The sequence below is a fragment of the Roseomonas sp. E05 genome, from assembly GCF_030063475.1.
Taxonomy (GTDB): Bacteria; Pseudomonadota; Alphaproteobacteria; order Acetobacterales; family Acetobacteraceae; genus Pseudoroseomonas.
This window is the reverse complement of record NZ_JASIRT010000033.1, coordinates 32422-55165: the sequence shown is the minus strand read 5'-3', so window position 1 is coordinate 55165 and position 22744 is coordinate 32422. Positions and strand designations below refer to the sequence as shown.

Below are 22744 nucleotides of genomic sequence, written 5' to 3'. Positions count from 1 at the left end.
GCGCAACGTCAATTACCGTCCCCTCTTGTCGCAGCGCGACATCTGGACAACCTTCACCACCGCATCCGCGGCGCTCATCATAGTTGACGCCCAGCGCTCATCCCAATCGACGTGCTACAGGCGCCAGTGACAGGTACCCGTGTCGTTCCGTCGCCTCCGCCAGAGTCCGGGCAGCAGGGCCGCAGCCGTTTGCCACAGATCCGGTCGGAAGCCTCCCAAGCGGCCACCAACGCCTCGCGCACCGCCGTATCATAGACCCCAGCGCCCGGGCGTGCCTGGCCGCCCGCACCAGCCCGCTGCGCCTCAGCAGCCGTATCAGCTGCTTGCGGTGGTGACGGGTCACCGACGCCAGTTCGTTCAGGATCCGGCCCCCTTCTACGCGGCCCACCCCACGGTGATGCGCCGCCGCCACGGCCGCCAACGCATCATGCTGCTCGCCTTCCTCATCCATCCGTCTGCGGTCTGCCGCCGCTCGGGAGCATGTCAGATGAGGCAACACCCGCTCCTTCGGGGGCGAATCAGGCGAGGCAATGCGGCAGGGCCGCAGCTTGTCCCGCCGAGAAGGTACTCAGATCCGCCTCGCTTGCCTCGCCACCTCGCCTTGGGACCGTCTCTTCGGGCTTCGTCCGCCGCTCGCCTTACCATTTCCTTCTCAGATTTGCCGAGTTTGCTGAGGCAGAAGGGGAAAGGTCTTCCGGGTCAAGGCCAGAGCCCCGGCTCGCCAAGGCGTCTGTTGCCGAGGCGCGGTGAGGCATGGCGAGGCGCATAGCTGGGCAGGACAGTTCCTCAGACCTCCTGAGAGGGGCCAAGGAGCACCTTCGGAGGCACTCACCCATGCCAAGCGAATCCAGCCACTTAGCCGACGAGGGATGCTTTTCGAACCAGTAGGTGTACCGAAATCGACGGTCGCTGCTCCGGGGAGCAGATAGGCCGCGGTTCCCTGAAGGGCCACCTCATGACCCGCAAATCCCGCCGTGCTCGTCCCTCCTGCCTCAGCCGCTACGTCTACGTCAAGGGCCGGGATCAGTTTTTCGATCGCCAGACACGTGACTTCCACACCCTGCGCGCGGTCAGCCGCGCCCATGCCCACGAGCTTCCCGAGGGTACCAACTTCACGCAGCTCCTCCTCTCGGGACCGGACGCGGTCGAGAAGGCTGACGGGGTGACGTTCTGGCCCGGGCAGCCCGAACTCGTCGAGGAGGATGGCGGCATGCGCCTGAACCTGTGGCGCCAGCCGGGGCTGACGGCCCGCGAGGGCCGCGTAGGGCCATTCCTGCGCCACGTTGCCCACATTCTGGACGACGACGAGACCGCCATCCATTTCGTGCTGAATTTCCTTGCCCACCTGGTCCAACAGCCCGACCAGAAGATGCGGTTCGCGCTGCTCATCATCGGCTCGCAGGGCACCGGGAAGAGCATGCTTGCCGACATGGCCCGTGAGTTGGTCGGTAAGGACAACACCAAGTCGCTCAACCCCTCTGGCTTGGTCGCGGACCACAACGAGTGGGTCCAGACGGCGCAGCTGGTCGTCGTCCATGAGCTCGTGGGCGACAATAGCCGCACCGCCGCAGCTCGCCTGAAGGAGCTGATCACGGAGGACATGACCCTGGTGAACCCCAAGGGGGTGAGCGCCTACCAGCAGCGCAACCGGGCGAACTTCATCCTGCTGTCGAATGAGGACGACGCCGCCAAGCTCGACCCGGACGACCGGCGCTACTTCGTCTGGAAGAGCCAGGCAGCCAAGCCCCACAGCCGCAACTACTTCGACCGCTTGTCGGCATGGTTCAAGGGCGGCGGGCGCGAGCGCGTGCTTCACTACCTCCTGACGCGTGACCTGTCCGGCTTCAGTCCCTTCCGGGCGCCTCCCAGAACCGCCTCCCGGGCTGACTTGGTGGCGGCCAGCCGCCATCCGGCCCACGACTACCTCCAGGAGAGGCTCGAGGCAGGCGAGGCGCCCTTCGCGTGCGACCTCTTCACCCTGCCTGACCTGAGTGACTATCTCGCCCGCGAGAAACAGATGCGCCTCGGACACAGACAGCTCGGTCCCATTATGAGATCGCTCGGAGCTGTGGACCTGGGACAGAAGCGCTTTCCCGAAGGCAAGCGCCGGATCTGGGCGGCGAGGCACGTGGAGAACTGGTCAAGCAAATCCGAGGACCAGATTGTCGCCGCCTTCCGTCGGCCGGGGGAACTTGCGCCGGCGTCTTCGGCCGCTGCGGCCCAGCCGCGGAGGCGCACGAAGCTGAGCAGTTTCTAGGCGCCTGCCCCGCCTTCGGCTACCGCGAGGGTACCAAGCCCATTCCAGCCAGTGTCGGACGAGCGGCTCCTCAGCCGCATTTCATGGTGCCGGCCACCCCACTGCGCGCTCGCGCAGATGAGGAGGAAGGCTGCTCCCATCCACTTCCCGGACGACCCCATGACCGACGCTCCGCACCCGGACGTCGTGGCCCTGCGCCGCGACCTCGCCGGGCGTTATGCCCTCTTCACCCGCACCAACATGCCCGCGGGCTGCCTGCTGCCCTGGCACCTCGCGGTGCTCGACGCCGGCGCCGGCACCCAGGCCACGCTGCGCCTCGGCCTCGACGAGAACACCGGACCGGGCGGCGCCTGGAGCGCCCGCGACCTCGCGGGCGTGGCCCGGCACCGGCAGCAGGCCGAGGCACGGCGCAAGCCGAACCTCCTCGCCCTGCAGTCGGCCGACCATCTCGAGAAGGTGGTGGAGATCCTCGGCGCCCGCCCCGGCCAGCCGATGGCGGCCCCGCTGAGCTTCCGCCCGGGCGATGCGCCCTCCCCCTACCCCTGGGACATCGCCCAGCGCGGCGGCGCCGTGCGCAGTCCCCTCGTCCTGTGCTCCGACCCCGACGGCCGGAGCACAGGCATCACCGCCAGCCTGCTGCTGCTGGTGCTCGACCAGCTGCTGATCGACGCGGCGCTGGCGCGGCCCGCCGACAACCTGGTCGGCCTTGCCAGCTCGCACGCCACCACCGCGCTCCGCTGCGAGGTGGCGCGCCGGCAGCACCAGGCCTGACCGCTGACTGAGGCGCGCGAAGCAACGCCAAGGCAGCTTGCCGGAGGACGGGCACAGGGCGGCGAGGGGCATTTTCGCCGCTCGTCCGCGATGCGCCGCTTTGCGCACCAAAGTCACGCCGCGAACACACCCTTGGGCCCCGGTACCCGCCATTCGGTGCGGCCGGCACCCATTCCCCAATTCTCGCGACCGGATGAAAGGCGGCCTCGCATGGCCACCGAGCTGATCACCCGCGCCCTCACCAAGGCACCCCCGCCGGTGCCGCCGGGGGCGCGGAAACTCCGCATCTTCGACACCCGTCTCCGCGGCTTCATCATGGAGGTCCGAGCCAGCGGACAGGTCACCTTCTGGCTGCGCTACGCCGACGAGCGCGGCCGCGCCCGGGAGGTTCGCCTCGGCCGCCTCGGCGACATCACCCTCGACCAGGCGCGCCAGAAGGCCGAGCAGCTCCGCGCCGCCGTCACCCTCGGCGGCGATCCCGGCGGCGAGCGCGACCGGCGGCGCGCCATCCCGACGCTCGCCGAGTTCGTCGAGCAGAAGTACCTGCCGCAGATCCGCGACACCCTGCGCGCCGCCTGGGACTACGAGGCGATGTGCCGCCGGCGGATCCTGCCCGCGCTCGGGCGCACGCCGCTCGACCGGGTGGAGCCGGGCGACGTGGCGGAGTTCCGCCGCCGGCTCCTCGCCGAGGGCCTGTCGAACCCGCGGGTGAACCGCCACCTCGCCGTGCTGCGCCGGATCTTCACCCTGGCCCTACGCTGGGGCGCCTACGAGGGCCGCAACCCGGCCGAGCGCCCGGGCATGCTGCCGGAGCGGCACCGCGAGGAGTTCCTCACCGACGCCGAGCACGTCCGGCTGCTGGCCGTGCTGGCCGAGGAGCCGGACCGCGTGGCCGCCGAGGCCATCCGCCTGCTGGCGCTGACCGGCGCGCGCAAGAACGAGGTGCTGCGGGCCCGCTGGGAGCACGTCGACCTCGGGCGACGCGTCCTGACGGTGCCGCTGGCCAAGCACGGCGAGCGGCGGCACATCCCGCTCTCCGACGCGGCGTTGGCGCTGCTGCGGGGCCTTCGGCGGGTGCCGGGCAACCCCTTCGTCTTTCCCTCGGCCCGCCGCCGCGGCCAGCCGATGGAGAGCGTCCGCGGCGCCTGGGCGCGGGCCAAGGCGGCGGCCGGGCTGTCGCCCACCCTGCGGCTGCACGACCTGCGCCACAGCTTCGCCAGCGCGCTCGCCAATCGCGGCCACTCGCTCTACGAGGTCGGCCGCATCCTCGGGCACAAGCAGGTCACCACCACCACCCGCTACGCCCACCTCAGCCAGGAGCGCCTGCTCGAGGCGGCGAACGCCGTCGGCCGCATCGGCCAGCCGGCCCAGCGGGCCGACGACGCATCCCCGGAGACAGCCTGACCGGAGGGCGGCCGCGCCGCCCTTCTCTCCGCGCCTGCGCCTTTTTTCTCATCTCATCCGAACAAGGACACCGTCATGGACCAGTCGCAGCCGTCCAGCCGCGCCACCGCCGCCGCCTCTACTCGCCCTGCCCTGCTGACGCCCGAGGACGTGGCCGCCCAGCTCGGCGTCAGCCGCAAGGCGCTGGAGCGCTGGCGCTGCACGGGCGACGGGCCGCGCTTCGTGCGCCTCGGCCACAAGACCGTCCGCTACCGCATGGAGGATGTGGAGGCTTTCGTGACCGGACGCCTCCACGCCAGCACGGCGGCCTGACCTAACGCTGCGCCGGACACTGCCTCTGACGCCCGTCGCGGCGTCAGGGCACCTCCGAGCCGGGCCGCAGGCTGGCCGCACCGGATCTCACGCAGGAGGGCAATTCCGTGGGACCTGCGTGGGACGCCCCAACGCGAAAAGCCCGGCGCGGGGGCCGGGCTTTTTCGGGATCTTCTTGATTTCCAAGGAGAAGATCTGGCGCGCTCGAGAGGATTCGAACCCCTAACCCCCAGATCCGTAGTCTAGTGCTCTATCCAATTGAGCTACGAGCGCTTGCCAGTGGCGCGGAGATAACCGAGGAGCTGTCCCCGCGCAAGAGGCCTTTTGAGGTTGTTACGCAGCCAGCTTGTCCAGCTCGCGCAGTACCGCATCGCCCATCACATTGGTGCCGACGCGGGCGGTGCCGGCGCTCATGATGTCGGCCGTGCGCAGGCCACCCGCGAGCACCTTCTCGATGGCCGTCTCGATCAGCTTCGCATCCTCCTCCATGCCGAAGGACCAGCGCAGCAGCATTGCGAAGGAGAGGAGCTGGGCGCAGGGATTGGCGATGCCCTTGCCGGCGATGTCCGGCGCCGAGCCATGGATCGGCTCGTAGAGCGCGCGCCGCCGGCCGGAGGCGTCCGGTGCCCCGAGCGTGGCAGAGGGCAGCATGCCGAGCGAGCCGGTGGCCGCCGCCGCCAGGTCGGAGAGCAGGTCGCCGAAGATGTTGCTGGCCAGAATGGTGTCGAACTGCTTCGGCCTGGCGCAGAGCTGCATGGCGCAGTTGTCGGCGTACATGTGCGACAGCTCCACCTCCGGATACTCGGCCTTGCCGACCTCGGAGACCACGGCGCGCCAGAGCCGGCCGGACTGCATCACATTGGCCTTGTCCACGCTGGTCATCTTGCCGGTGCGGCTCTTGGCCAGCTCGAAGGCCACCCGCGCCACGCGCGCGATCTCGTCCTCGGTATAGACCTCGGTATCCACGCCGCGGCGCTTGCCGTTGGGCAGCGTTTCCACGCCGCGGGGCTCGCCGAAATAGATGCCGCCGGTGGATTCCCGCACGATCATCAGGTCGAGCCCGCGCACCACGTCCGGCTTCAGGCTGGAGGCGTCCACCAGCGGGTCCAGCACCAGGGCGGGGCGGAGATTGGCGAAGAGGCCCAGTTCCTTGCGCAGCCGCAGGATGCCGAGCTCAGGGCGCTTCTCGAAGGGCAGCGAATCCCACTTCGGACCACCCACGGAGCCGAACAGCACGGCATCGGCGGCCAGCGCCCGCTCCACCGTGGCATCCGGGCAGGGCGAGCCGGCCGCCTCCAGCGCAGCACCGCCGACCAGCCCTTCCTCAAGCGCGAAGCTGACGTGGCGGCGGCGGTCCATCCATTCGATGACCCGCCGCACCTCACGCATCACCTCGGGCCCGATGCCGTCGCCGGGCAGGACCAGCAGCCTCTTGTTCGCCGTCATCGTCGCGGGTCGTCCTTCTTTCCTGGAGCGGCCCGCCGGCGGCGGGCCGGGCTTCTGGTGGATCTCAGCGGTACAGCCAGGGCTGGGCCGCGCGCTGCTTGGCCTCGAAGCCGTCGATGGCGGTCACCTGCTGCAGCGTCTGGCCGATATCGTCCAGCCCGTTCAGCAGCAGGTACCGGCGCAGCGGGTCGATCTCGAAGGGGATCTCCTCGCCATTCGGCCGCACCACCACCTGGCGCTCCAGGTCCACGGTGAGGCGGGCGTTGGCGCCGAGCTTCGCGTCCTCCATGAGCTGGTCGCAGACCGCGCGCGGCAGGCGCACGGGCAGGATGCCGTTCTTGAAGCTGTTGTTGTGGAAGATGTCGGCGAAGTCCGGCGCGATGACGCAGCGGATGCCGAAGTCGAGCAGCGCCCAGGGCGCGTGCTCGCGCGAGGAGCCGCAGCCGAAATTCTCGTGCGCGATCAGGATCTCCGCATGGCGGTAGGGCTCCTGGTTCAGCACGAAGTCCGGGTTCTCGCTGCCATCCTCCTTGTAGCGAAGGTTGGCGAAGAGCGACTTGCCGAGGCCGGTGCGCGCAATGGTCTTGAGGAAGCGCGCAGGGATGATCTTGTCGGTATCGACATTGGCCATCGGCAGCGGCGCGGCGATGCCGGTCAGCTTGGTGAAGGCGTCCATATCAGCCAATCTCCCGCACGTCGGTCAGGTGCCCGGTGATGGCGGCTGCCGCCGCCATGGCCGGCGAGCAGAGATGCGTCCGTCCGCCCGGCCCCTGCCGCCCCTCGAAGTTCCGGTTGCTGGTCGAGGCGCAACGCTGGCCGGGCTTCAGCTTGTCCGGGTTCATGCCGAGGCACATGGAGCAACCCGCCTCGCGCCATTCGAAGCCGGCCTCCTTGAAGATGGCGTCCAGCCCCTCCTGCTCGGCCTGGTGCTTCACCAGGCCGGAGCCCGGCACCACCATGGCGCGCACGCCCTCGGCCACCTTGCGGCCCCTGGCAATGGCGGCGGCGGCGCGGATGTCCTCGATGCGGCTGTTGGTGCAGGAACCGATGAAGACGACATCGACCTTGAGGTCGCTCAGCTTCTGGCCCGGCGTCAGGCCCATGTATTCCACCATGCGGCGGAGCTGGGTGCGACGCGCCTCGTCGGCGGCCGCCTCCGGGTCCGGCACGGCGGCGGTGATCGGCAGCACGTCCTCCGGGCTGGTGCCCCAGGAGACCATCGGCACGATCTCGGCGGCGTCGAGGAACACCTCCTTGTCGAAGACGGCGCCCTCGTCGGAGGGCAGGGTCTTCCACCATTCCACGGCGCGGTCGAAATATTCGCCCTGCGGCGCGAAGGGGCGGCCCTTGACGTATTCGAAGGTGGTCTCGTCCGGCGCGATCATGCCGGCGCGGGCGCCTGCCTCGATCGACATGTTGCAGATCGAGAAGCGGCCGGCCATGTCGAGCGCGCGGATGGTCGAGCCGGCATATTCGATGACATGCCCGTTGCCGCCGGCGGTGCCGATCTTGCCGATGATGGCGAGGATGATGTCCTTCGCCGTGCAGCCCACCGGCAGCGTGCCCTCCACCGTCACGCGCATGTTCTTCGCGCGCTTCTGCAGCAGGGTCTGGGTGGCCAGCACATGCTCGACCTCGGAGGTGCCGATGCCGAAGGCCAGCGCGCCCATCGCGCCATGCGTGGAGGTGTGGCTGTCGCCGCAGACGATGGTCATGCCGGGCAGCGACAGGCCCTGCTCCGGCCCGATGACATGCACGATGCCCTGCCGCGCATCCGCCAGCGGGATGTAGGGGACGTTGAACTCAGCGACGTTCTTCTCGAGCGTCTCGACCTGCACCCGGCTCTCGGGGTCCGCGATGCCGGTGAAGCGGGAGGCGTCGGTGGCGATGTTGTGGTCCACCACGGCCATGGTGCCGTCCAGGCGGCGCACCTGACGCTTCGCCATGCGCAGCCCCTCGAAGGCCTGCGGACTGGTCACCTCATGCACAAGATGCCGGTCGATGTAGAGAAGCGCGGTGCCGTCCGGGAGCGTCTCGACCACATGGGCGTCCCAGATCTTGTCGAACAGCGTACGCGGCTTCGTGGCCGACATGGTGCTTTCCTCTGGCAGATGGATCACTCATCCGCACGGCGACGGGGCTTGGGGCCCGGCGTCACGCGGGCGTCACTCTGGCGTCGCGGGGGGAGGCATCCCCCGGAACCCCTCCGGCCTGGCGTCGCGGGGGGAGGCATCCCCCGGGGGCACCCCCGGTCCTGATGCTCCGGGGGAAGCTTCTCCCGGCACGGTCCCGGCGCCCGAGGCGCCGGCTTCCTCCGGCCTTCCGGCCGGCAACCCGCGAGGGAGGAGGCGCGCCGGCCCCCTCCCCGCCGGCTCACGCCTTCGGCGCAGCCCGCTCGGCGATGCGGGCGGACTTGCCGGTGCGGCCGCGCAGGTAATACAGCTTCGCGCGGCGGACCTTGCCGCGGCGCAGCACGGCGATCTCGGCGACGTTCGGGCTGTAGAGCGGGAAGACGCGCTCGACGCCCTCACCGTAGGAGAGCTTGCGCACCGTGAAGTTGCTGTGCAGGCCCTTGTTGGAGCGCGCGATCACGACGCCCTCATAGGCCTGGGTGCGGGTGCGCTCGCCCTCGACCACCTTCACCATCACGCGCACCGTGTCACCGGCGGCGAATTCGGGGACGGCACGGGCCTCGGCGAGGCGGGCGAGCTGCTCGGCGTCGAACTGCTGCAGCAGGTTCATGGTTCAGGTCCTCTCGTCAACTCGTTTAGGCGGCCGCGGCCGCCCGTTCAATCCTGTGTTCTCAGCCCGCCGCACGATGCCGGGCCCAGAGGTCGGGCCGCCGCTCGCGCGTGGCCGCCTCCGCCATCTCCCGGCGCCAGCGCGCCACCGCCGCATGGTGACCGGAGAGCAGCACCTCCGGCACCCGCCGCCCCTGCCACTCCACCGGGCGGGTGTAGTGCGGGTATTCCAGCAGCGGGGCCGCGGCGTCGGAGAAGCTTTCCTCCTCCGCGCTCTCCGCCCCGCCCATCACGCCCGGCAGCAGCCGCACGCAGGCGTCCAGCAGCACCAGCGCCGCGGGCTCGCCGCCCGACAGCACGAAGTCGCCAACCGAAACCTCGCGCATGCCGCGCGCCTCGATCACCCGCTGGTCCAGCCCTTCGTAGCGGCCGCAGACCAGGATCACCCCCGGCCCCGCCGCCAGCTCCCGCACCAGCGCCTGGTCGAGCAGGCGCCCACGCGGGGTGAGATAGACCATCGGACGCTCCGGCCCGCCTTCCAGGGCGGTGGCGCAGGCGGCGTCCACCACGTCCGGCCGCATCACCATCCCGGCGCCGCCGCCGCAGGGGGTGTCGTCCACCGTGCGGTGCCTGTCCGTCGCGAAGTCGCGGATCTGCAGCGTGTCCAGGCTCCAGCGCCCCTCGCGCAGCGCGCGCCCGGCCAGCGAGTGGCCGAGCGTCCCCGGGAACATCTCGGGGAACAGCGTCAGGGCGGTGGCGCGCCAGGTCACGCGGCACCTCCGCGCACGCCACGCGGGCCGATGCGCTTCGGCGCATCCTGCCGGCGCGGCAGCGGGCGCAGCGGCTCCGGCGGCGCGGCCTCGGAAGCGGCCTCGCCGGCCTCCTCCGGCCGCACCACCACATCCTCGGGCGGCTGCACCACAATGTGCCCGGCGGCCACGTCCACCACCGGCACCACCGCCCTGGTGAAGGGGAGCAACGTCTCCCGCCCCTGCTCGTCGATGACGGTCAGGAAGGCGCCGGCGCCATAGTCGTCCACCATCCGCACCTCACCGAGCACTTGCCCTTCCGCATCGCGGACGGCGAGGCCGATCAGGTCGGCGAGGTAGAACTCGTCCTCCTCCGGCTGCGGCAGCTTCTCGCGCGGCAAATAGAGCCGCGTGCCGGTCAGCCTGGCGGCGGCGTCACGGTCGGCCACGCCCTCGATGCGCGCCAGCCCATTGCCCAGCCATTGCAGCACGAACGGCTTCCCACGCTCGTCGGAGAGCGGGCCATAGGCGGCGATATCCGCCGGCTCGGTGGTGAAGGACTGGATACGGACCAGGCCGCGCACACCGTGCGGCCGCCCGATCTCCCCTACCAGGATGCGGTTCGTGGACATGGCGGGTCAGCGCGCTCGTGGGGCTCCGCTCAGCCGGCCGCGGCGGCGGCCGCGGCGGCGCGCTCCTGCGCCTTCTTCTTCGGCGCGGACTGCTTCGGCTGCTCGCGGAACACCGGCATCGGGGCCAGCTCGGCCTTGCCGAGGAACTTCGCCACACGGTCGGTCGCCACGGCGCCGTTGCTCAGCCAATGCTTGATGCGCTCGTCCTGCAGACGGACGCGCTCGGCATGGTCGGAGGGCAGCATCGGGTTGTAGCTGCCGACCTTCTCGATGAAGCGGCCGTCGCGCGGGGAGCGGCTGTCGGCCACCACGATGTGGTAGTAGGGGCGCTTCTTGGCACCGGCGCGCGCGAGGCGGATCTTCAGGGACATATTCGGTTCCTTAGTAGGCTGTCAGGTTGATCAGAAGGGGCGCTTGCCGCCGCCCCCGCCACCGGGGAGAAGCGCGCCGAGCCCGCCGCGCATCAGCCCCTTCTGGCCAAGCTTGTTCATCCGCTTCATCATCACGGACATGTCGTCGAACTGCTTCAGCAGCCGGTTGACCTCCTGCACCGTGGTGCCCGAGCCCAGCGCGATGCGGCGCTTGCGCGACGCCTTCAGGATCTCGGGGTTGCGGCGCTCCTTCGGCGTCATGCTGCCGATGATGGCGGCCTGACGCTTCAGGATGGAATTGTCGAGATTGGCCCCTTCGAGCTGGGACTTCAGCTTGCCGATGCCCGGCAGCATGCCCAGGATGCCCGAGAGCGAGCCCATCTTGTTGATCTGCTTGAGCTGCGCCGCGTAGTCCTCCAGGTCGAACTGACCCTTCTGCATCTTCGCGGCGAGCTTCTCCGCCTCGGCCTTGTCGATCGTCTCGGCGGCGCGCTCGACGAGCGAGACGATGTCGCCCATGCCGAGGATGCGGCCGGCGATGCGGTCGGGGTGGAAGTCCTCCAGCGCGTCCAGCTTCTCGCCGGCGCCCAGCAGCTTGATCGGCGCGCCCGTCACCGCCCGCATGGACAGCGCCGCGCCACCGCGCGCATCGCCATCGACACGCGTCATGACGATGCCGGTGACGCCGACCCGCTCGTTGAAGGACCGCGCGGTGTTCACCGCGTCCTGGCCGGTCATGGCGTCCACGACCAGCAGGCTCTCATGCGGCTTGGTCGCGGCCTTCACGGCGGCGACCTCGGCCATCAGCTCCTCGTCGATCGAGAGCCGGCCGGCGGTGTCGAGGATGACGACGTCATACAGCTCGCCGCGCGCCACCTGCATGGCTCGCGCCGCGATCTCCAGCGGCGACTGGCCCTTGATGATCGGCAGACTGGTGACGCCAGCCTGCTTCGCCAGCGTCTCCAGCTGGAGCTGCGCCGCCGGGCGCTGCACGTCCAGGCTGGCCAGCAGGACCTTCTTCTTCTCCCGCGTCCGCAGCCGCAGCGCGATCTTGCCTGAGGTCGTGGTCTTGCCCGAGCCCTGCAGGCCGATCATCAGGATCGCCACCGGCGGCGCCGCATTCAGGCTGAGGCCGGGGACGTACTCCACGCCGTCCGCCCCCGGGGCGCCCCCACCGAGCGCCTCGACCAGGCAGTCGTTGACGATCTTGACGACCTGCTGCGCCGGGGAGACGGAGCGGATGACCTCCTGCCCCACCGCGCGCTCGCGCACCTTGTTGACGATGTCCTTGACGACGGGCAGCGCGACATCGGCTTCGAGCAGCGCGATGCGGACCTCCCGCAGCGCCTCCGACACGTCCGCCTCCGACAGCGCGCCGCGGCGGCGCAGCCGGTCAAAGACCCCGTTCAGCTTGCCCGACAAAGCCTCGAACATCGTGGCCGCCGCCGTCCTTTCATGCGGGCCGACACCCGCCCAAAACAAAACGCGCCGCTGCGCGAGCCTTCGCGGAGCGACGGAGCCGGGCCTCCCGTGAGGCGCCGACCAAGGATTCATCCGCCATCTTACTGGCAATGCCTCCCATAGGGCGGCGGCATCACCAAAGATTCGGCGGATCAGGGAGCGGTATCTACGGTCCGGCCTGTCCCTCGTCAAGGAAAACACTCTGGCGTCAAGGAAAACACCCTGGGCAGGGCAGGAATCGCGCCAGGCCGTGCGGCAGCCACGAGGAATTCGTCGGCCTTCCCCTGCGAATCCTCGCTTGCTTTCCTGACCCTCGCATGGAATAAGAAGCGCCATGATCACGCGCATTCCCCCTCAAGCTTGGTGGTGGCCGCTCTCCTAAGGCGGCCCGCGTTTTCCTGTTCCCACGGCCGCCACGGAGTTCCGGGCGGCTTTTTTTGATCCTGCAGCCGATCGTTCCGGACCCCGTGGCAGCCCAGCCCGGAGTTCCCGATGCAGACGACCTACCGAACCGAAGGCGGCCTGACGATCCAGCGTGAGGTGCTCGAGGCGGATGGCAGCCAGAGCATCGCCGCCCTTGCCCGCCGGCTGGACCGGCAGCGCGGCGTGCTGCTCTCCTCCTCCTTCGAGTTCCCGGGCCGCTACACCCGCTGGGATCTGGGCTTCTCCGACCCGCCGCTGATGCTCGCCGCCCGCGGCCGCGACGTCACGCTGCGCGCCCTGAACGAGCGTGGCACGCTGCTGCTCGCCGCCATCGCCCCCGCCCTGCGCGCCATGCCCGAGCTGGCCTCGCTGGAGGTCGGCACGGACCGCATCGCCGCCAGCGTGAAGGCGCCCGAGGGCCGCTTCGCCGAGGAGGAGCGTTCCCGGCAGCCTTCCGTCTTCTCCCTGCTCCGCGTGCTGCGCGACCTGTTCGGCAGCCCGGAGGACCCGCATCTCGGCCTCTACGGTGCCTTCGGCTACGACCTGGTCTTCCAGTTCGAGCCGATGCCGCTGCGCCTGCCGCGCGCCGAGGACCAGCGCGACCTCGTCCTCTACCTGCCGGACGAGATCCTGGTACGGGACCACATGCGCGGCGCGGCCATGCTGCACCGCTACGACTTCACCTTCGAGGGCCGCTCCACCGCCGGCCTGCCGCGCGAGACGCCGGCCGATCCGTTCCGCGCCGGCGGCAACACCACCCCCGCCGAGAGCGACTACGGCCCCGGCGAGTACGCCGCCATGGTCGAGCGCGCCAAGAAGGCCTTCGAGCGCGGCGACCTGTTCGAGGTGGTGCTCGGCCAGACCTTCGCCACCACCTGCGCCGACGCGCCGAGCGAGATCTTCGACCGCCTGCGCCGCGTGAACCCCTCCCCCTATGGCGCGCTGATGAATCTCGGCGAGGGCGAGTTCCTGATCGCCGCCTCGCCGGAGATGTTCGTCCGGGTCGAGGACAGGCGCATCGAGACCTGCCCGATCAGCGGCACCATCAAGCGCGGCCGGGACGCGCTGGAGGACGCCGCCAACATCCGCACCCTGCTCAACTCCACCAAGGAGGAGAGCGAGCTGACCATGTGCACGGATGTGGACCGCAACGACAAGGCGCGGGTCTGCGTCCCCGGCACCGTCAAGGTCATCGGGCGGCGGCAGATCGAGATGTATTCCCGCCTGATCCACACCGTGGACCATGTCGAGGGAACGCTGCTGCCGGAGATGGATGCGCTGGACGGCTTCCTCTCCCATGCCTGGGCGGTGACGGTGACGGGCGCGCCCAAGACCTGGGCGATCCGCCATGTCGAGGCCGAGGAGCGCTCGGCCCGCCGCTGGTATGGCGGCGCCATCGGGCGCATGACCTTCGACGGCAACATGAACACCGGCCTGACGCTGCGCACCATCCGCCTGAAGGAAGGCGTGGCCGAGGTGCGGGCCGGGGCCACCCTGCTGCATGACAGCGAGCCCGCCGCCGAGGAGGCCGAGTGCCGCCTGAAGGCCAGCGCCATGTTCGCTGCCATCCGTGGCGAGGTGCCGGCCGCCGCCGGCGCCTCCGCCGCGCCGCGCCCGGCGGTCTCCGGCATGCAGGTGCTGCTGGTGGACCACGAGGACAGCTTCGTCCACACGCTGGCCAGCTACTTCCGTGCCGCCGGTGCCACCGTCCGCACCCTGCGGCCGGACCTGGCGCGCGAGGAGCTGAAGCGCGGCACGGCGATTGACCTGGTGCTGCTCTCCCCCGGCCCCGGCCGCCCTGCCGACTTCGCCATGTCCGAGACGCTGGACCTGGTGGTGAAGCGTGGCCTGCCGGCCTTCGGCGTCTGCCTTGGGCTGCAGGGGATGGTCGAGCATTTCGGCGGCGCGCTGGACATCCTTCCGCTGCCGATGCACGGCAAGCCCTCGGTGGTGCGTAATCTCGGCGGGCGCCTGCTGGAGGGGCTGCCTGAGCAGTTCCCGGTCGGCCGCTACCACTCGCTGCATGCACGGCGCGTGGCGCTGCCCAAGGAGCTGATCGCCACCGCCGAGACCGAGGACGGCGTGATCATGGCCATCGAGCACCGGAGCCTGCCGCTCTCCGCCGTGCAGTTCCATCCGGAATCGTTGATGACGGATCCGGCGCGGATCGGCATGCCGCTGGTGGCGGGCCTGCTGACGCGGCTGGCGGCGGCGCCGGCCGCCGCCGAGTAGGCGCCGTCACATCCGCGTCAGAGGGGAAGGGCGGCGCGCGCCCTCCCCCTCCCCCGGCTTCGGTCGGGCTGCGGCGGCGAAGGGGCGAAGGCTTTGTTGCGGACCATTTTTCCCCATTTTGCGCCGTCTGGCAGGCACAGGATTCCGGCCTGCGCGGGGCCACATCCTCCCGCCCCTGTGAGTTGATCGGCAGCCTGAAGAGATAAACCCTCTCGTGCTGAGGCTTGGCTTCCCAGGCCGCCCCCATCCCCCGTGGACAACCCCTATGAATGCAGCCGCGCCTGCCCTCGCCCCTGCGCCGTATGACGGCGCCTTCCTGCACACCCCCCGCGCGGCCGGCCGCTGGCCGCTGCTGATCTTCCGCTGGGGGCGCTTCGAGGCGGAGATCGACGGCCCGCTCTCCGGTTTCTTCCGGCTCGGCAGGCTTGAGACCTACAGCCGCTGGGAGCAGACCAGCGCCTGGCTCTGGCAGCGCGAGCCTGGCGCGCTTGAAGTCGGGCTGGGGCGGTACCGCGTCACCATCTCCCGCAGCCCGGAGCCCTAGAGCAGATCCCGTTCCGATGGCATCACCGGAACGGGTGAAGATGCTCGTCAAAACAAATGGCTGGAGCGTTTTCCGTGAGCCAGGGCGAACGGAAAATGCTCTAGGCGCCCGCCATCAGCGGCAGCCGGCCAGGCTCAGCCAGCCCAGCGGCTGCCCTGCCGCGTCCGGCACCGGCTTCGCCGCGGCGCAGGGGCGCGTGAGGGTGAAGCGCCGCTCGTCCTCCCCCGGGAGGGGCGGCGCCGCCCCGAGGGGCTTCAGGCTCTCGGGCCGCGCCGGCTGGCCGGGCGGCGCAAGCTCGGCGACACATTCCAGCCGTTCCCCATCGGGCCGCTCCAGCCGCACCAGCGCGCGGCCGTGGTTCATCGGCAGTGCGGCGCTGACGGCGCCTCCCGCCTGCCCCTGCAGGCAGGCCACCATGGCAGGGGCCAGATCGGGCAGGAAGCGGGTCCAGCCCTCGTCCTCGGCCCGTGCCGGCAGAGCGGCGGCGGACAGTAGCAGGGCGAAGGCGAGGCGCGGCGCGGCAATCATGCTCGGGGCTTCTCCGGAGAAACGCATTGTCGTCGGGCAGCGCCAGGGGCGGACGGCCTCGGCCAGCCGCTGGGGGGAGGCGCCGTTCAGCCGTTCTCGCCCGAAGAGAGATGGCACCGGTCCAGGATCGTCTCACTCGGCCGTCCGAGCAGGTAGCCCTGTACCAGGTCGCAGCCTTCCTGCTGGAGAAAGGCGAGCTGCTCCTTGTCCTCGACGCCCTCGGCGCAGACCGTCATGCCCAGTTCGCGGCCAAGCCGCAAGGTGGCGCGCAGCACCACCTCCGCCCGCGGCTCCTGGCCCAGGCGCCTCAGGAAGCTGCGATCGATCTTCAGCACGTCGAAAGGAAAGCGCTCCAGATAGCTGAGGGAGGAGTAGCCCGTCCCGAAATCATCCAGCGCCACGCGGACGCCCAGGGAGCGCAGCGCCTGGACCTTGGCCAGAGCGCAATCGGGATGGTCGATCAGCACCCCCTCGGTGATTTCAACCACCAGACGATCCGCCGCGAGGCCGCTGCGGGCAAGTTCCTGCTCCACCAGATGCGGCAGGGTCGTCCCCGCCTGCCGGACCCAGTCGGCGGAGAAGTTCACCGAGACCCGCATCGGCTGCGGCCAGCCGACGGCCTGGGCGCAGGCCTTGCGCAGCATCGCGATATCGATGCGCCCGACCAGCCCATCCTGTTCCGCCAGAGGGATGAAGCGGCCCGGCGGCACCGCGCCATGGAGCGGCCGCTGCCAGCGGGCCAGGGCCTCGTGGCCATAGACGCGCAGGGACCGAGCCCCGACGATCGGCTGCCAGTGGAGGCGCAATTCGTCATTCGCCACGGCCAGCCGCAAATCCTGCATCAGCGCCTGCCGCTCCTGGCGGCGGCTCTGGTGCTCCGCGATCAGCGCCTCGATCTCGCTGGCAAGCCGATGCAGCATCCCGCGCTGCTCGGGCGAGAGGCGGCCGGGCTGCTGATCAAGCACACAGAGCGCACCGAGCGGCAGGCCTCCGGGCGCGCAGATCGGCCTGCCCGCATAGAAGCGCAGCCCCAGCTCGCCACGGACCAGGGAAAGCCGGGTGAAGCGCGGATCATCCCGCGCATCCTCCACCACCAGGACCTCGCCGGGCCGGCGCAATGCCTCGGTGCAGAAGGATTCCTCCCGCGGCACGGACCCGCGCAACTCCGGGCTGCCGAACCGGACGAGCTGCCGGTTTGCCTCGATCAGCGTCACGGCCGAAAAGGGGCGCTCGAGCAGCATCGCGGCCCGGCGCGCCACGTCCTCGATGCGCGGATCCGGCAGTCCCGTGGTCAACCCCGTCATTTCCAGGGCCACGAGGCGTGCCTGCTCTCCGGCCGGTGCGGACGGCACCTTCATGTGGTTTTCCGCGCCTGCTCCGGAGCGGAGTAGGCCCCCCAGGCGGTGCGGGGATCCGCAGCGGAGGATAGCTTCACCGTCACTGTGCCTATTTTGTCGCTGAAAAAGGCAAGGTCGCCAGCAAGCTCAATAGCTGAAAGTTGATTAAAACCCCAGAAAATTTGTCCAGACGATCGGAAAACGCCCCCGGCAGGGCAGCCGCGCTGCCCTGCCGCGCATGCTCCGCTCAGCGATCGGGCGTGCCTGCCTCGCCCAGATCCCACCACATGCCAGCGAAGCCAGCGATGCCCTCGCGCGCCGGGCCGATCAGCAGGTGCTCATCAGGGCCATGCTGCTTGCAGCCGTTATAGCTGTGCGGCACCCAGACCAGCGGCACGCCGAGATGGTCCACGAAGACGTCGCCGGGCAGGCCCCCACTGCTGTTGGGGATGATCTGCACCCGCCGGCCGAGGCTTCGTTCCATGCTGGCCTGCGCCCAGCGCACCCAGGGGTGATCCGGTGCGGTGCGGCTGGCCGGCATGCGGATGCCGGCATTCTCGATCCGCACCAGACCGAGCCCATGCGCATCCAGGTGCTGCCGCAGCGCAGCCTCGAACTGCGCCGGGTCGCTGTCCACGGTATAGCGGATCTGGCAATGCGCCCGCGCATCCGGCGCCACGGCATTGACCGGGTTGGCCGGCACGCCGCTGGTCATCGCCAGCACGATGAAGCTGTTCCAGCCATAGATCTTCTCGGCGGCGGTGAGGCCCGGCTCACCCCAGCCCTCGTCGATGCTGGCCGCGCCGTCGCCACCGCCCACAGGGCAGCCCTCCAGCACCGCGCGCACCGCAGCGGGCACCGCGCCGCCGGCGGGCAACCAGCTGCGCACCAGGATCTTGCCGTTGCGGTCCATAATGGTGGAGAGCGCATGCGCCAGCACCACCGCCGGATCGGTCGTCAGGCCGCCCCAGTGGCCGGAATGCACCCCGCCCTCGCGCAGCCGCACGGCGAGGTCGAAATGGAAGGTGCCGCGGGTACCGGAGGCGATGGTCGGCAGATCCGGCGCGACGCGTGGCCCGTCCGAGGCGATCAGCACGTCGGCGGCCAGCGTCCCGGCCTGCTGCGCGACGAAGGCGCGCAGGCCCTTGCTGCCACGCTCCTCAGCCATCTCCAGCACCAGCTTGACGTTGAAGCCGAGCCGGCCGTCCCGTTCGGCGAGCACTGCCTCCAGGGCGGCGATGTTCAGCGCGTGCTGGCCCTTGTTGTCGGCGGTGCCGCGGCCGTACCAGCGGTCGCCGCGATCGGTCAGCACCCAGGGCGAAAGCCCGGCCGACCACTGGGTATCGAGCCCCGCGACCGTGTCGCCATGCCCGTAGAGCAGCACGGTCGGCCGGGCCGGGTCCTCGATGCGCGTGGCGGTCAGGATCGGGCCGAAGTCCGGCTCGGGGTTCTCGTGCAGGGCGATGGTGAAGCCGAGCCGCTCCAGCCAGGGGCGAATCGCGGTCTCCAGATAGCGTCCGAGCGCCTCGGCATGCTGCGCCTCCTGCGAGGTGGAGGGAATGGCCACCAGCCCCGCCAGGAGATCGCGGAAGCCACCGCGGTCAAAGAAATCCAGTGCGCGCCCGATGGCGCCTTCGCGTGTGGCCATTGCGACCCCTCCTGCTCCCCGCCGCCCGGACGGACGGCTTCCCTCGCGGAAATGCGGCAGCAGAATGCGGCCACGCCCAGGCGGCGTCGAGAGGGAGGGAACCGGGTCAGCGCGTGCGGACGGGGCCTGAGCTGGAGCCGCTGCCGCCGCCTGCCACGCCGACCCCCAGCAGGGCGCCCGCCGCCATCGGCAGGATGAGGCCAAGCGGCGCCGCCAGCCCCTGCCCGCCCGCTGGCAGCTGCAGCGGGGCGGGCGCCTCGGCCGCGGCGTCCGAGAGCGCAGCCGGTGGCCGCACGAGGCGCGGCTGCGCCTGGCCACGCGGGGCGACGACCACGCCCGCCCCGGCCGGCACCGACAGGCTGCGGAGCTGTGCCCGGGCTCCACCGGCAGGCAGCAGCAGCGCCATGCCGAGCAGCGCCGCGAGGCAGGCCTGGGCGCGGCGGCGCCGGCGATCATCCGACATGAAGCATCTCCGGGTGGACCTGGCGGAAGGCGGGCAGCGTCATGCAGGCCGCCTCGGCCGCCAGCAGGCGGGGAAAGGCAAGGTGGACGCTGAGCTGCCGGGCCGCATGCAGTTGCGGCACGAGGCAGGCATCCGCGAGGCCGGGCACGTCACCGAAGCAGAACGGGCCGGCCATGCCGCAGAGCATCGTCTCGCAGACATCCAGCCGCTCAGCGCTCATCTGCCGCATCCAGCCCTGCACCTGCCCTTCCGAAAGCCCGGCGGCCGTAAGGCGGGCCTGCATGCGAGGCGCGTGCAGCGGCTGCACCTCGCAGGCGATGGTCATGGCGAAGGCCCGCACCCGCGCGCGCGTCAGCGGGTCGGGCGGCAGCAGCGGCGGGCTGGGCCAGATCTCCTCCAGCCACTCGAGAATGGCGAGGGACTGCGTCAGGATGGTACCGTCGGGAAGCTCCAGCGCCGGCAGTCCGCCGGGCACGCCGAGGGAGGCCTCCCCAGGCGGGCAAGGCGAGCCGTCCGGCAGGCGGTGCAGCACCTCCGGCACCGTCAACCCCTTCAGGGCCAGGGCCGCACGAACCTGCCAGGTTGCCGAAGACTGCAAATAACCATGCAACCGCATCACATAACCCTCAATCGCGATTCTGTTACGGTTCCAACACTTTGTCAATAACCTCCGCCAATTCTCGCTCTTTGGTTGCATTGCGAGGGCCAATTGCGCTGTTCTCGCGCCGCGGAACCGCTTCGCTCACGTTTGTGCGATGATGCCGCTCCAGCCCGGCACCAGCCTCGAGAGGGATCGCAATGGACCAGACCGACCGCCGAATCCTCCGCACGCTGGCGCGCAACGCCCGCGTGACCAATGCCGAACTGGCGGAGCAGGCCGGGATCTCCCCCTCCCCCTGCTGGACCCGCGTGCGCCGGCTGGAGCAGACGGGGGTGATCGAAGGCTATGTGGCCCTGCTGAGCCAGGCCGCGCTGGGCCTGCCGGACACGATCTTCGTCGAGATCATGATGGAGAAGCATGACGAGGCCGCCCTCGGCCGCTTTGAGCAGGCGGTGCTGGAAATGCCGGAAGTGCTGGAATGCCATCTCACCACCGGGGAATACGACTATCTCCTCAAGGCGGCGGTCAGCGGTACGGCGGGCTATGAGGCGCTGCTGCGGGAGAAGCTGTACCGGCTGCCCGGCGTGCGCCACACCCGCACCGCCTTCGCGCTGCGCTGCCTGAAGCGCAGCCTCTCGCCTCTGCCCTGAGGCTCAGCCCTCCGCCGCCAGTCCCGCCACAACCCGCCGCACCGCCTCAACGGGCAGGGCGGCGAGCGGAACATGCCGCAGCACCGCCACCGCCGGGCCGCGCGGCGCGCAGAGGTCCGGGTTGCTGGCATCTCCGAACAGCGCGACCGTCGGGCAGCCGGCGATGGCGACCAGATGCGTCGGGCCGGTGTCGTTGCCGATGGCGAAGGCGGCACGCCGCGCCAGCGCACCGATCTGCAGCAGGCTGGTGCGCCCGGTGAGGTCCAGCGTCGCCGGCGCCGCCTGCCGGATCGCCTGGGCGAGCGGCTTCTCCGCGCCGCCCCCGAGAACCGCGACCGGGCAGTCGAGCTGCGCCGCCAGCGCGGCATAGCGCTCCACCGGCCAGCGCTTGCCTGGATGGCCCGGCGAGGCACCGGGAATCAGCAGCCCGAGGCGCGGCGGCAGGCCGAAGGCGGAGAGGTCGCTCTCCAGCCAGGCCATGTCGGGCGGCGGGAAGTCCGTGATGCCGGCGATGCGCAACTGCTCGCGTTGCCGCTCCACCGTGTGCATGTGGTCGCGCGCCGGGTTGTCGTGCCGGTGGCTGGCGCCTGCGGCGATGCCCGACCATTCCGGCCGGCTGCCCGTCAGCCAGCGGTAGCGCGAGGAGCGGCCGGAGGTCTGCAGGTCATAGACACGGTCGAAGTCCGGGCGGCGCAGCTTGCGGGCCAGGCGCCACACCGCCGGCAGGTCGCCCCAGGAGGGGCGCCCGTCCTCCCAGACCTGGTCGAACCAGGGGGAACGGCGAGCCAGGGGCGCGAAGGGCGGGGTGGTCAGCAGGGTGATCTCGGCATCCGGGTGGTGCGACCGGATGGCGGCGAAGGGGCCGAAGGCCTGGATGAAGTCGCCCAGCGCCGAAAGCTTGATGACCAGGATGCGCTGCGTCACGCCAGCAGTTCCCGATAGACGGCGAGCGTCGCGCGCTGCATCGCCGCGGTGGTGTACTCGGCCCGCACCACGGCCTGGGCACGGGCGCCGATGGCGGCGCGCTCCGCCGGCGGCAGGGCCAGGGCGTGGGCGATGGCGGCGGCCAGCGCCGCCGGGTTGCCGGGCGGCACGCGCCAGCCGGTCTCGCCCTGCCGCACCGTCTCGCGCGGGGCGCCGAGATCGGCGGCGATCACCGGCCGGGCCATGGCCTGAGCCTCGACGATGGTGCGGCCGAAGGCCTCGGCATCGGTCGAGCAGTGCAGCGCGAGGTCGGCCAGCAGGAAGGCGGCGGGCAGGTCGTCGCTGTGGCCGGGCATGGCGACGTCGCCGGCAAGGCCGAGCTCGACGGCGCGCCGGCGCAGCTCCTCCGCGAAGGCGCCCCGGCCGGCCTCGCCGAGCAGCAGCGCGAAGGGGCGCGGCGCCGGCAGGCGGGCCAGCGCCTCCAGCAGCACACCCTGCCCTTTCCAGCGCGTCAGGCGGCCGGGCAGCAGCAGCACGGGCCGCCCTTCCGGCACGCCCCAGGCTGCGCGCAGCGCCGCCACCCGCTCCGGCGGCACGGCGGCCGGATCGAAGGCCCGCACATCCACGCCGCGCGGGATCAGCCGGATGCGGGCGGGATCGGTGCCGTGCCGCGCCCGGATCAGCTCGGCGATGAAGTGGCTGACGGCGATGACCCGCTCGCCGCGGGCCATCACCGAGTTGTAGAGCCGCTTCCCCGGGAAGCCCTCGTTGTAGGTGCCGTGATAGGTGGTGACGAAGCGCGCGCCCGTGCGCCGGGCGGCGAGCAGCGCCGACCAGGCCGGGAAGCGGCTGCGGGCGTGGATGATGCGCACGCCCTCGGTCCGCACGAGGCGCTCCAGCGCAGCGGCGTTGCGCAGCAGCGCGGCGGGCGACTTGCCGCCCAGCGGCAGCAGGAGGTGCCGCCCGCCCAGCCGCTCCAGTTCCGGCACCAGGCGCCCGCCGGCGGAGGCGACCAGCGGGCGAAATCCTCCTTCCGCCAGGGCGGCCGCGATTTCGAGCGTGCCGCGCTCCACCCCGCCCGCGTTCAGCGCGGGGAGGACCTGCAGGACGGCGGGACGATCCGGGACGGACATGGCGATGCGCCATAGCGCCTGAGGGCGCCGCTGTCAGCCTGCGCGGCCGGCTTTGCTGGCGTCATCGTGAGCGGCCCGGGCGGGGGCGCCTCCCATATCCGGCACGACGCCACCTCA

At 70.8% G+C, this 22744-nt stretch carries 22 protein-coding genes and 1 tRNA gene; 7 read left to right on the top strand and 16 right to left on the bottom strand.

What is annotated here, in order from left to right; all coding sequences use genetic code 11:
* Positions 1 to 955: 955 nt before the first annotated feature.
* From QMO56_RS22350 to QMO56_RS22335, 4 genes are all read left to right on the top strand, one after another.
* Complete coding sequence (locus QMO56_RS22350) at positions 956 to 2257, top strand: primase-helicase family protein (RefSeq protein ID WP_283529449.1); 1302 nt, start codon at positions 956 to 958, stop codon at positions 2255 to 2257.
* 159 nt (positions 2258 to 2416) lie between these two features.
* Positions 2417 to 3028: a hypothetical protein gene (locus QMO56_RS22345; RefSeq protein WP_283529448.1), complete on the top strand. Its 612-nt coding sequence runs from the start codon at positions 2417 to 2419 to the stop codon at positions 3026 to 3028.
* A 210-nt stretch (positions 3029 to 3238) separates the two neighbouring features.
* Complete coding sequence (locus QMO56_RS22340) at positions 3239 to 4432, top strand: site-specific integrase (protein ID WP_283529447.1); 1194 nt, start codon at positions 3239 to 3241, stop codon at positions 4430 to 4432.
* A gap of 75 nt (positions 4433 to 4507) precedes the next feature.
* Positions 4508 to 4744, top strand: coding sequence for an AlpA family transcriptional regulator (locus QMO56_RS22335; RefSeq protein ID WP_283529446.1), 237 nt, complete (start codon positions 4508 to 4510; stop codon positions 4742 to 4744).
* Between the two features lie 196 nt (positions 4745 to 4940).
* On the opposite strand, the gene QMO56_RS22330 is transcribed toward QMO56_RS22335, so the two are convergent.
* The 9 genes from QMO56_RS22330 to ffh form a co-directional block, all read right to left on the bottom strand.
* Positions 4941 to 5017, bottom strand: a tRNA-Arg gene (locus tag QMO56_RS22330).
* A gap of 60 nt (positions 5018 to 5077) precedes the next feature.
* Positions 5078 to 6190: a 3-isopropylmalate dehydrogenase gene (gene leuB, locus QMO56_RS22325; protein ID WP_283529445.1), complete on the bottom strand. Its 1113-nt coding sequence runs from the start codon at positions 6188 to 6190 to the stop codon at positions 5078 to 5080.
* Between the two features lie 64 nt (positions 6191 to 6254).
* Positions 6255 to 6866: a 3-isopropylmalate dehydratase small subunit gene (leuD, locus tag QMO56_RS22320; RefSeq protein WP_283529444.1), complete on the bottom strand. Its 612-nt coding sequence runs from the start codon at positions 6864 to 6866 to the stop codon at positions 6255 to 6257.
* Position 6867: 1 nt separating this feature from the next.
* Positions 6868 to 8283, bottom strand: a complete 1416-nt coding sequence (gene leuC, locus QMO56_RS22315; RefSeq protein ID WP_283529443.1) for a 3-isopropylmalate dehydratase large subunit — start codon at positions 8281 to 8283, stop codon at positions 6868 to 6870.
* Positions 8284 to 8563: 280 nt separating this feature from the next.
* The gene (gene rplS / locus QMO56_RS22310) at positions 8564 to 8932 is read right to left on the bottom strand and encodes a 50S ribosomal protein L19 (RefSeq protein ID WP_283529442.1); all 369 of its coding nucleotides are present in this window, start codon (positions 8930 to 8932) and stop codon (positions 8564 to 8566) included.
* Between the two features lie 61 nt (positions 8933 to 8993).
* The gene (trmD, locus tag QMO56_RS22305; protein WP_283529441.1) at positions 8994 to 9701 is read right to left on the bottom strand and encodes a tRNA (guanosine(37)-N1)-methyltransferase TrmD; all 708 of its coding nucleotides are present in this window, start codon (positions 9699 to 9701) and stop codon (positions 8994 to 8996) included.
* Positions 9698 to 10312: a ribosome maturation factor RimM gene (gene rimM, locus QMO56_RS22300; RefSeq protein WP_283529440.1), complete on the bottom strand. Its 615-nt coding sequence runs from the start codon at positions 10310 to 10312 to the stop codon at positions 9698 to 9700. Before rimM ends, trmD begins: the two co-directional genes overlap by 4 nt.
* Before the next feature lie 29 nt (positions 10313 to 10341).
* Positions 10342 to 10683 (bottom strand): 30S ribosomal protein S16, encoded by a 342-nt coding sequence (gene rpsP, locus QMO56_RS22295; protein WP_283529439.1) that lies wholly within the window; start codon positions 10681 to 10683, stop codon positions 10342 to 10344.
* A gap of 30 nt (positions 10684 to 10713) precedes the next feature.
* Positions 10714 to 12117, bottom strand: a complete 1404-nt coding sequence (gene ffh, locus QMO56_RS22290) for a signal recognition particle protein (protein ID WP_283529438.1) — start codon at positions 12115 to 12117, stop codon at positions 10714 to 10716.
* 519 nt (positions 12118 to 12636) lie between these two features.
* Between ffh and QMO56_RS22285 the strand changes: the two genes are divergently transcribed.
* Positions 12637 to 14799, top strand: a complete 2163-nt coding sequence (locus QMO56_RS22285; RefSeq protein WP_283529437.1) for an anthranilate synthase component I — start codon at positions 12637 to 12639, stop codon at positions 14797 to 14799.
* 265 nt (positions 14800 to 15064) lie between these two features.
* Positions 15065 to 15343 (top strand): hypothetical protein, encoded by a 279-nt coding sequence (locus QMO56_RS22280; RefSeq protein WP_283529436.1) that lies wholly within the window; start codon positions 15065 to 15067, stop codon positions 15341 to 15343.
* A gap of 114 nt (positions 15344 to 15457) precedes the next feature.
* Here QMO56_RS22280 and QMO56_RS22275 read toward each other — a convergent pair whose 3' ends face one another.
* The 5 genes from QMO56_RS22275 to QMO56_RS22255 all read right to left on the bottom strand — a co-directional run bounded on the left by QMO56_RS22275 (position 15458) and on the right by QMO56_RS22255 (position 19935).
* Entirely contained in the window at positions 15458 to 15871 is a 414-nt protein-coding gene (locus QMO56_RS22275) for a hypothetical protein (protein WP_283529435.1), read from the bottom strand.
* 86 nt (positions 15872 to 15957) lie between these two features.
* Positions 15958 to 17229 carry an EAL domain-containing protein gene (locus tag QMO56_RS22270; RefSeq protein WP_283529434.1) on the bottom strand — a complete coding sequence of 424 codons (1272 nt, stop codon included), beginning with the start codon at positions 17227 to 17229 and terminating at the stop codon, positions 15958 to 15960.
* 226 nt (positions 17230 to 17455) lie between these two features.
* Entirely contained in the window at positions 17456 to 18856 is a 1401-nt protein-coding gene (locus tag QMO56_RS22265) for a M20 family metallopeptidase (RefSeq protein ID WP_283529433.1), read from the bottom strand.
* Positions 18857 to 18962: 106 nt separating this feature from the next.
* Positions 18963 to 19319 (bottom strand): hypothetical protein, encoded by a 357-nt coding sequence (locus tag QMO56_RS22260; RefSeq protein WP_283529432.1) that lies wholly within the window; start codon positions 19317 to 19319, stop codon positions 18963 to 18965.
* Positions 19309 to 19935 (bottom strand): glutathione S-transferase N-terminal domain-containing protein, encoded by a 627-nt coding sequence (locus QMO56_RS22255; RefSeq protein WP_283529431.1) that lies wholly within the window; start codon positions 19933 to 19935, stop codon positions 19309 to 19311. The genes QMO56_RS22260 and QMO56_RS22255 overlap by 11 nt, the downstream gene beginning before the upstream one ends.
* Positions 19936 to 20117: 182 nt before the next feature.
* Between QMO56_RS22255 and QMO56_RS22250 the strand changes: the two genes are divergently transcribed.
* Positions 20118 to 20570, top strand: coding sequence for an Lrp/AsnC family transcriptional regulator (locus QMO56_RS22250; RefSeq protein WP_283529430.1), 453 nt, complete (start codon positions 20118 to 20120; stop codon positions 20568 to 20570).
* Positions 20571 to 20573: 3 nt separating this feature from the next.
* Here QMO56_RS22250 and QMO56_RS22245 read toward each other — a convergent pair whose 3' ends face one another.
* Together QMO56_RS22245 and QMO56_RS22240 are read right to left on the bottom strand one after the other, a co-directional pair.
* Complete coding sequence (locus QMO56_RS22245) at positions 20574 to 21494, bottom strand: glycosyltransferase family 9 protein (protein ID WP_283529429.1); 921 nt, start codon at positions 21492 to 21494, stop codon at positions 20574 to 20576.
* Positions 21491 to 22627: a glycosyltransferase family 4 protein gene (locus QMO56_RS22240; protein ID WP_283529428.1), complete on the bottom strand. Its 1137-nt coding sequence runs from the start codon at positions 22625 to 22627 to the stop codon at positions 21491 to 21493. The genes QMO56_RS22245 and QMO56_RS22240 overlap by 4 nt, the downstream gene beginning before the upstream one ends.
* Between the last annotated feature and the right edge of the window lie 117 nt (positions 22628 to 22744).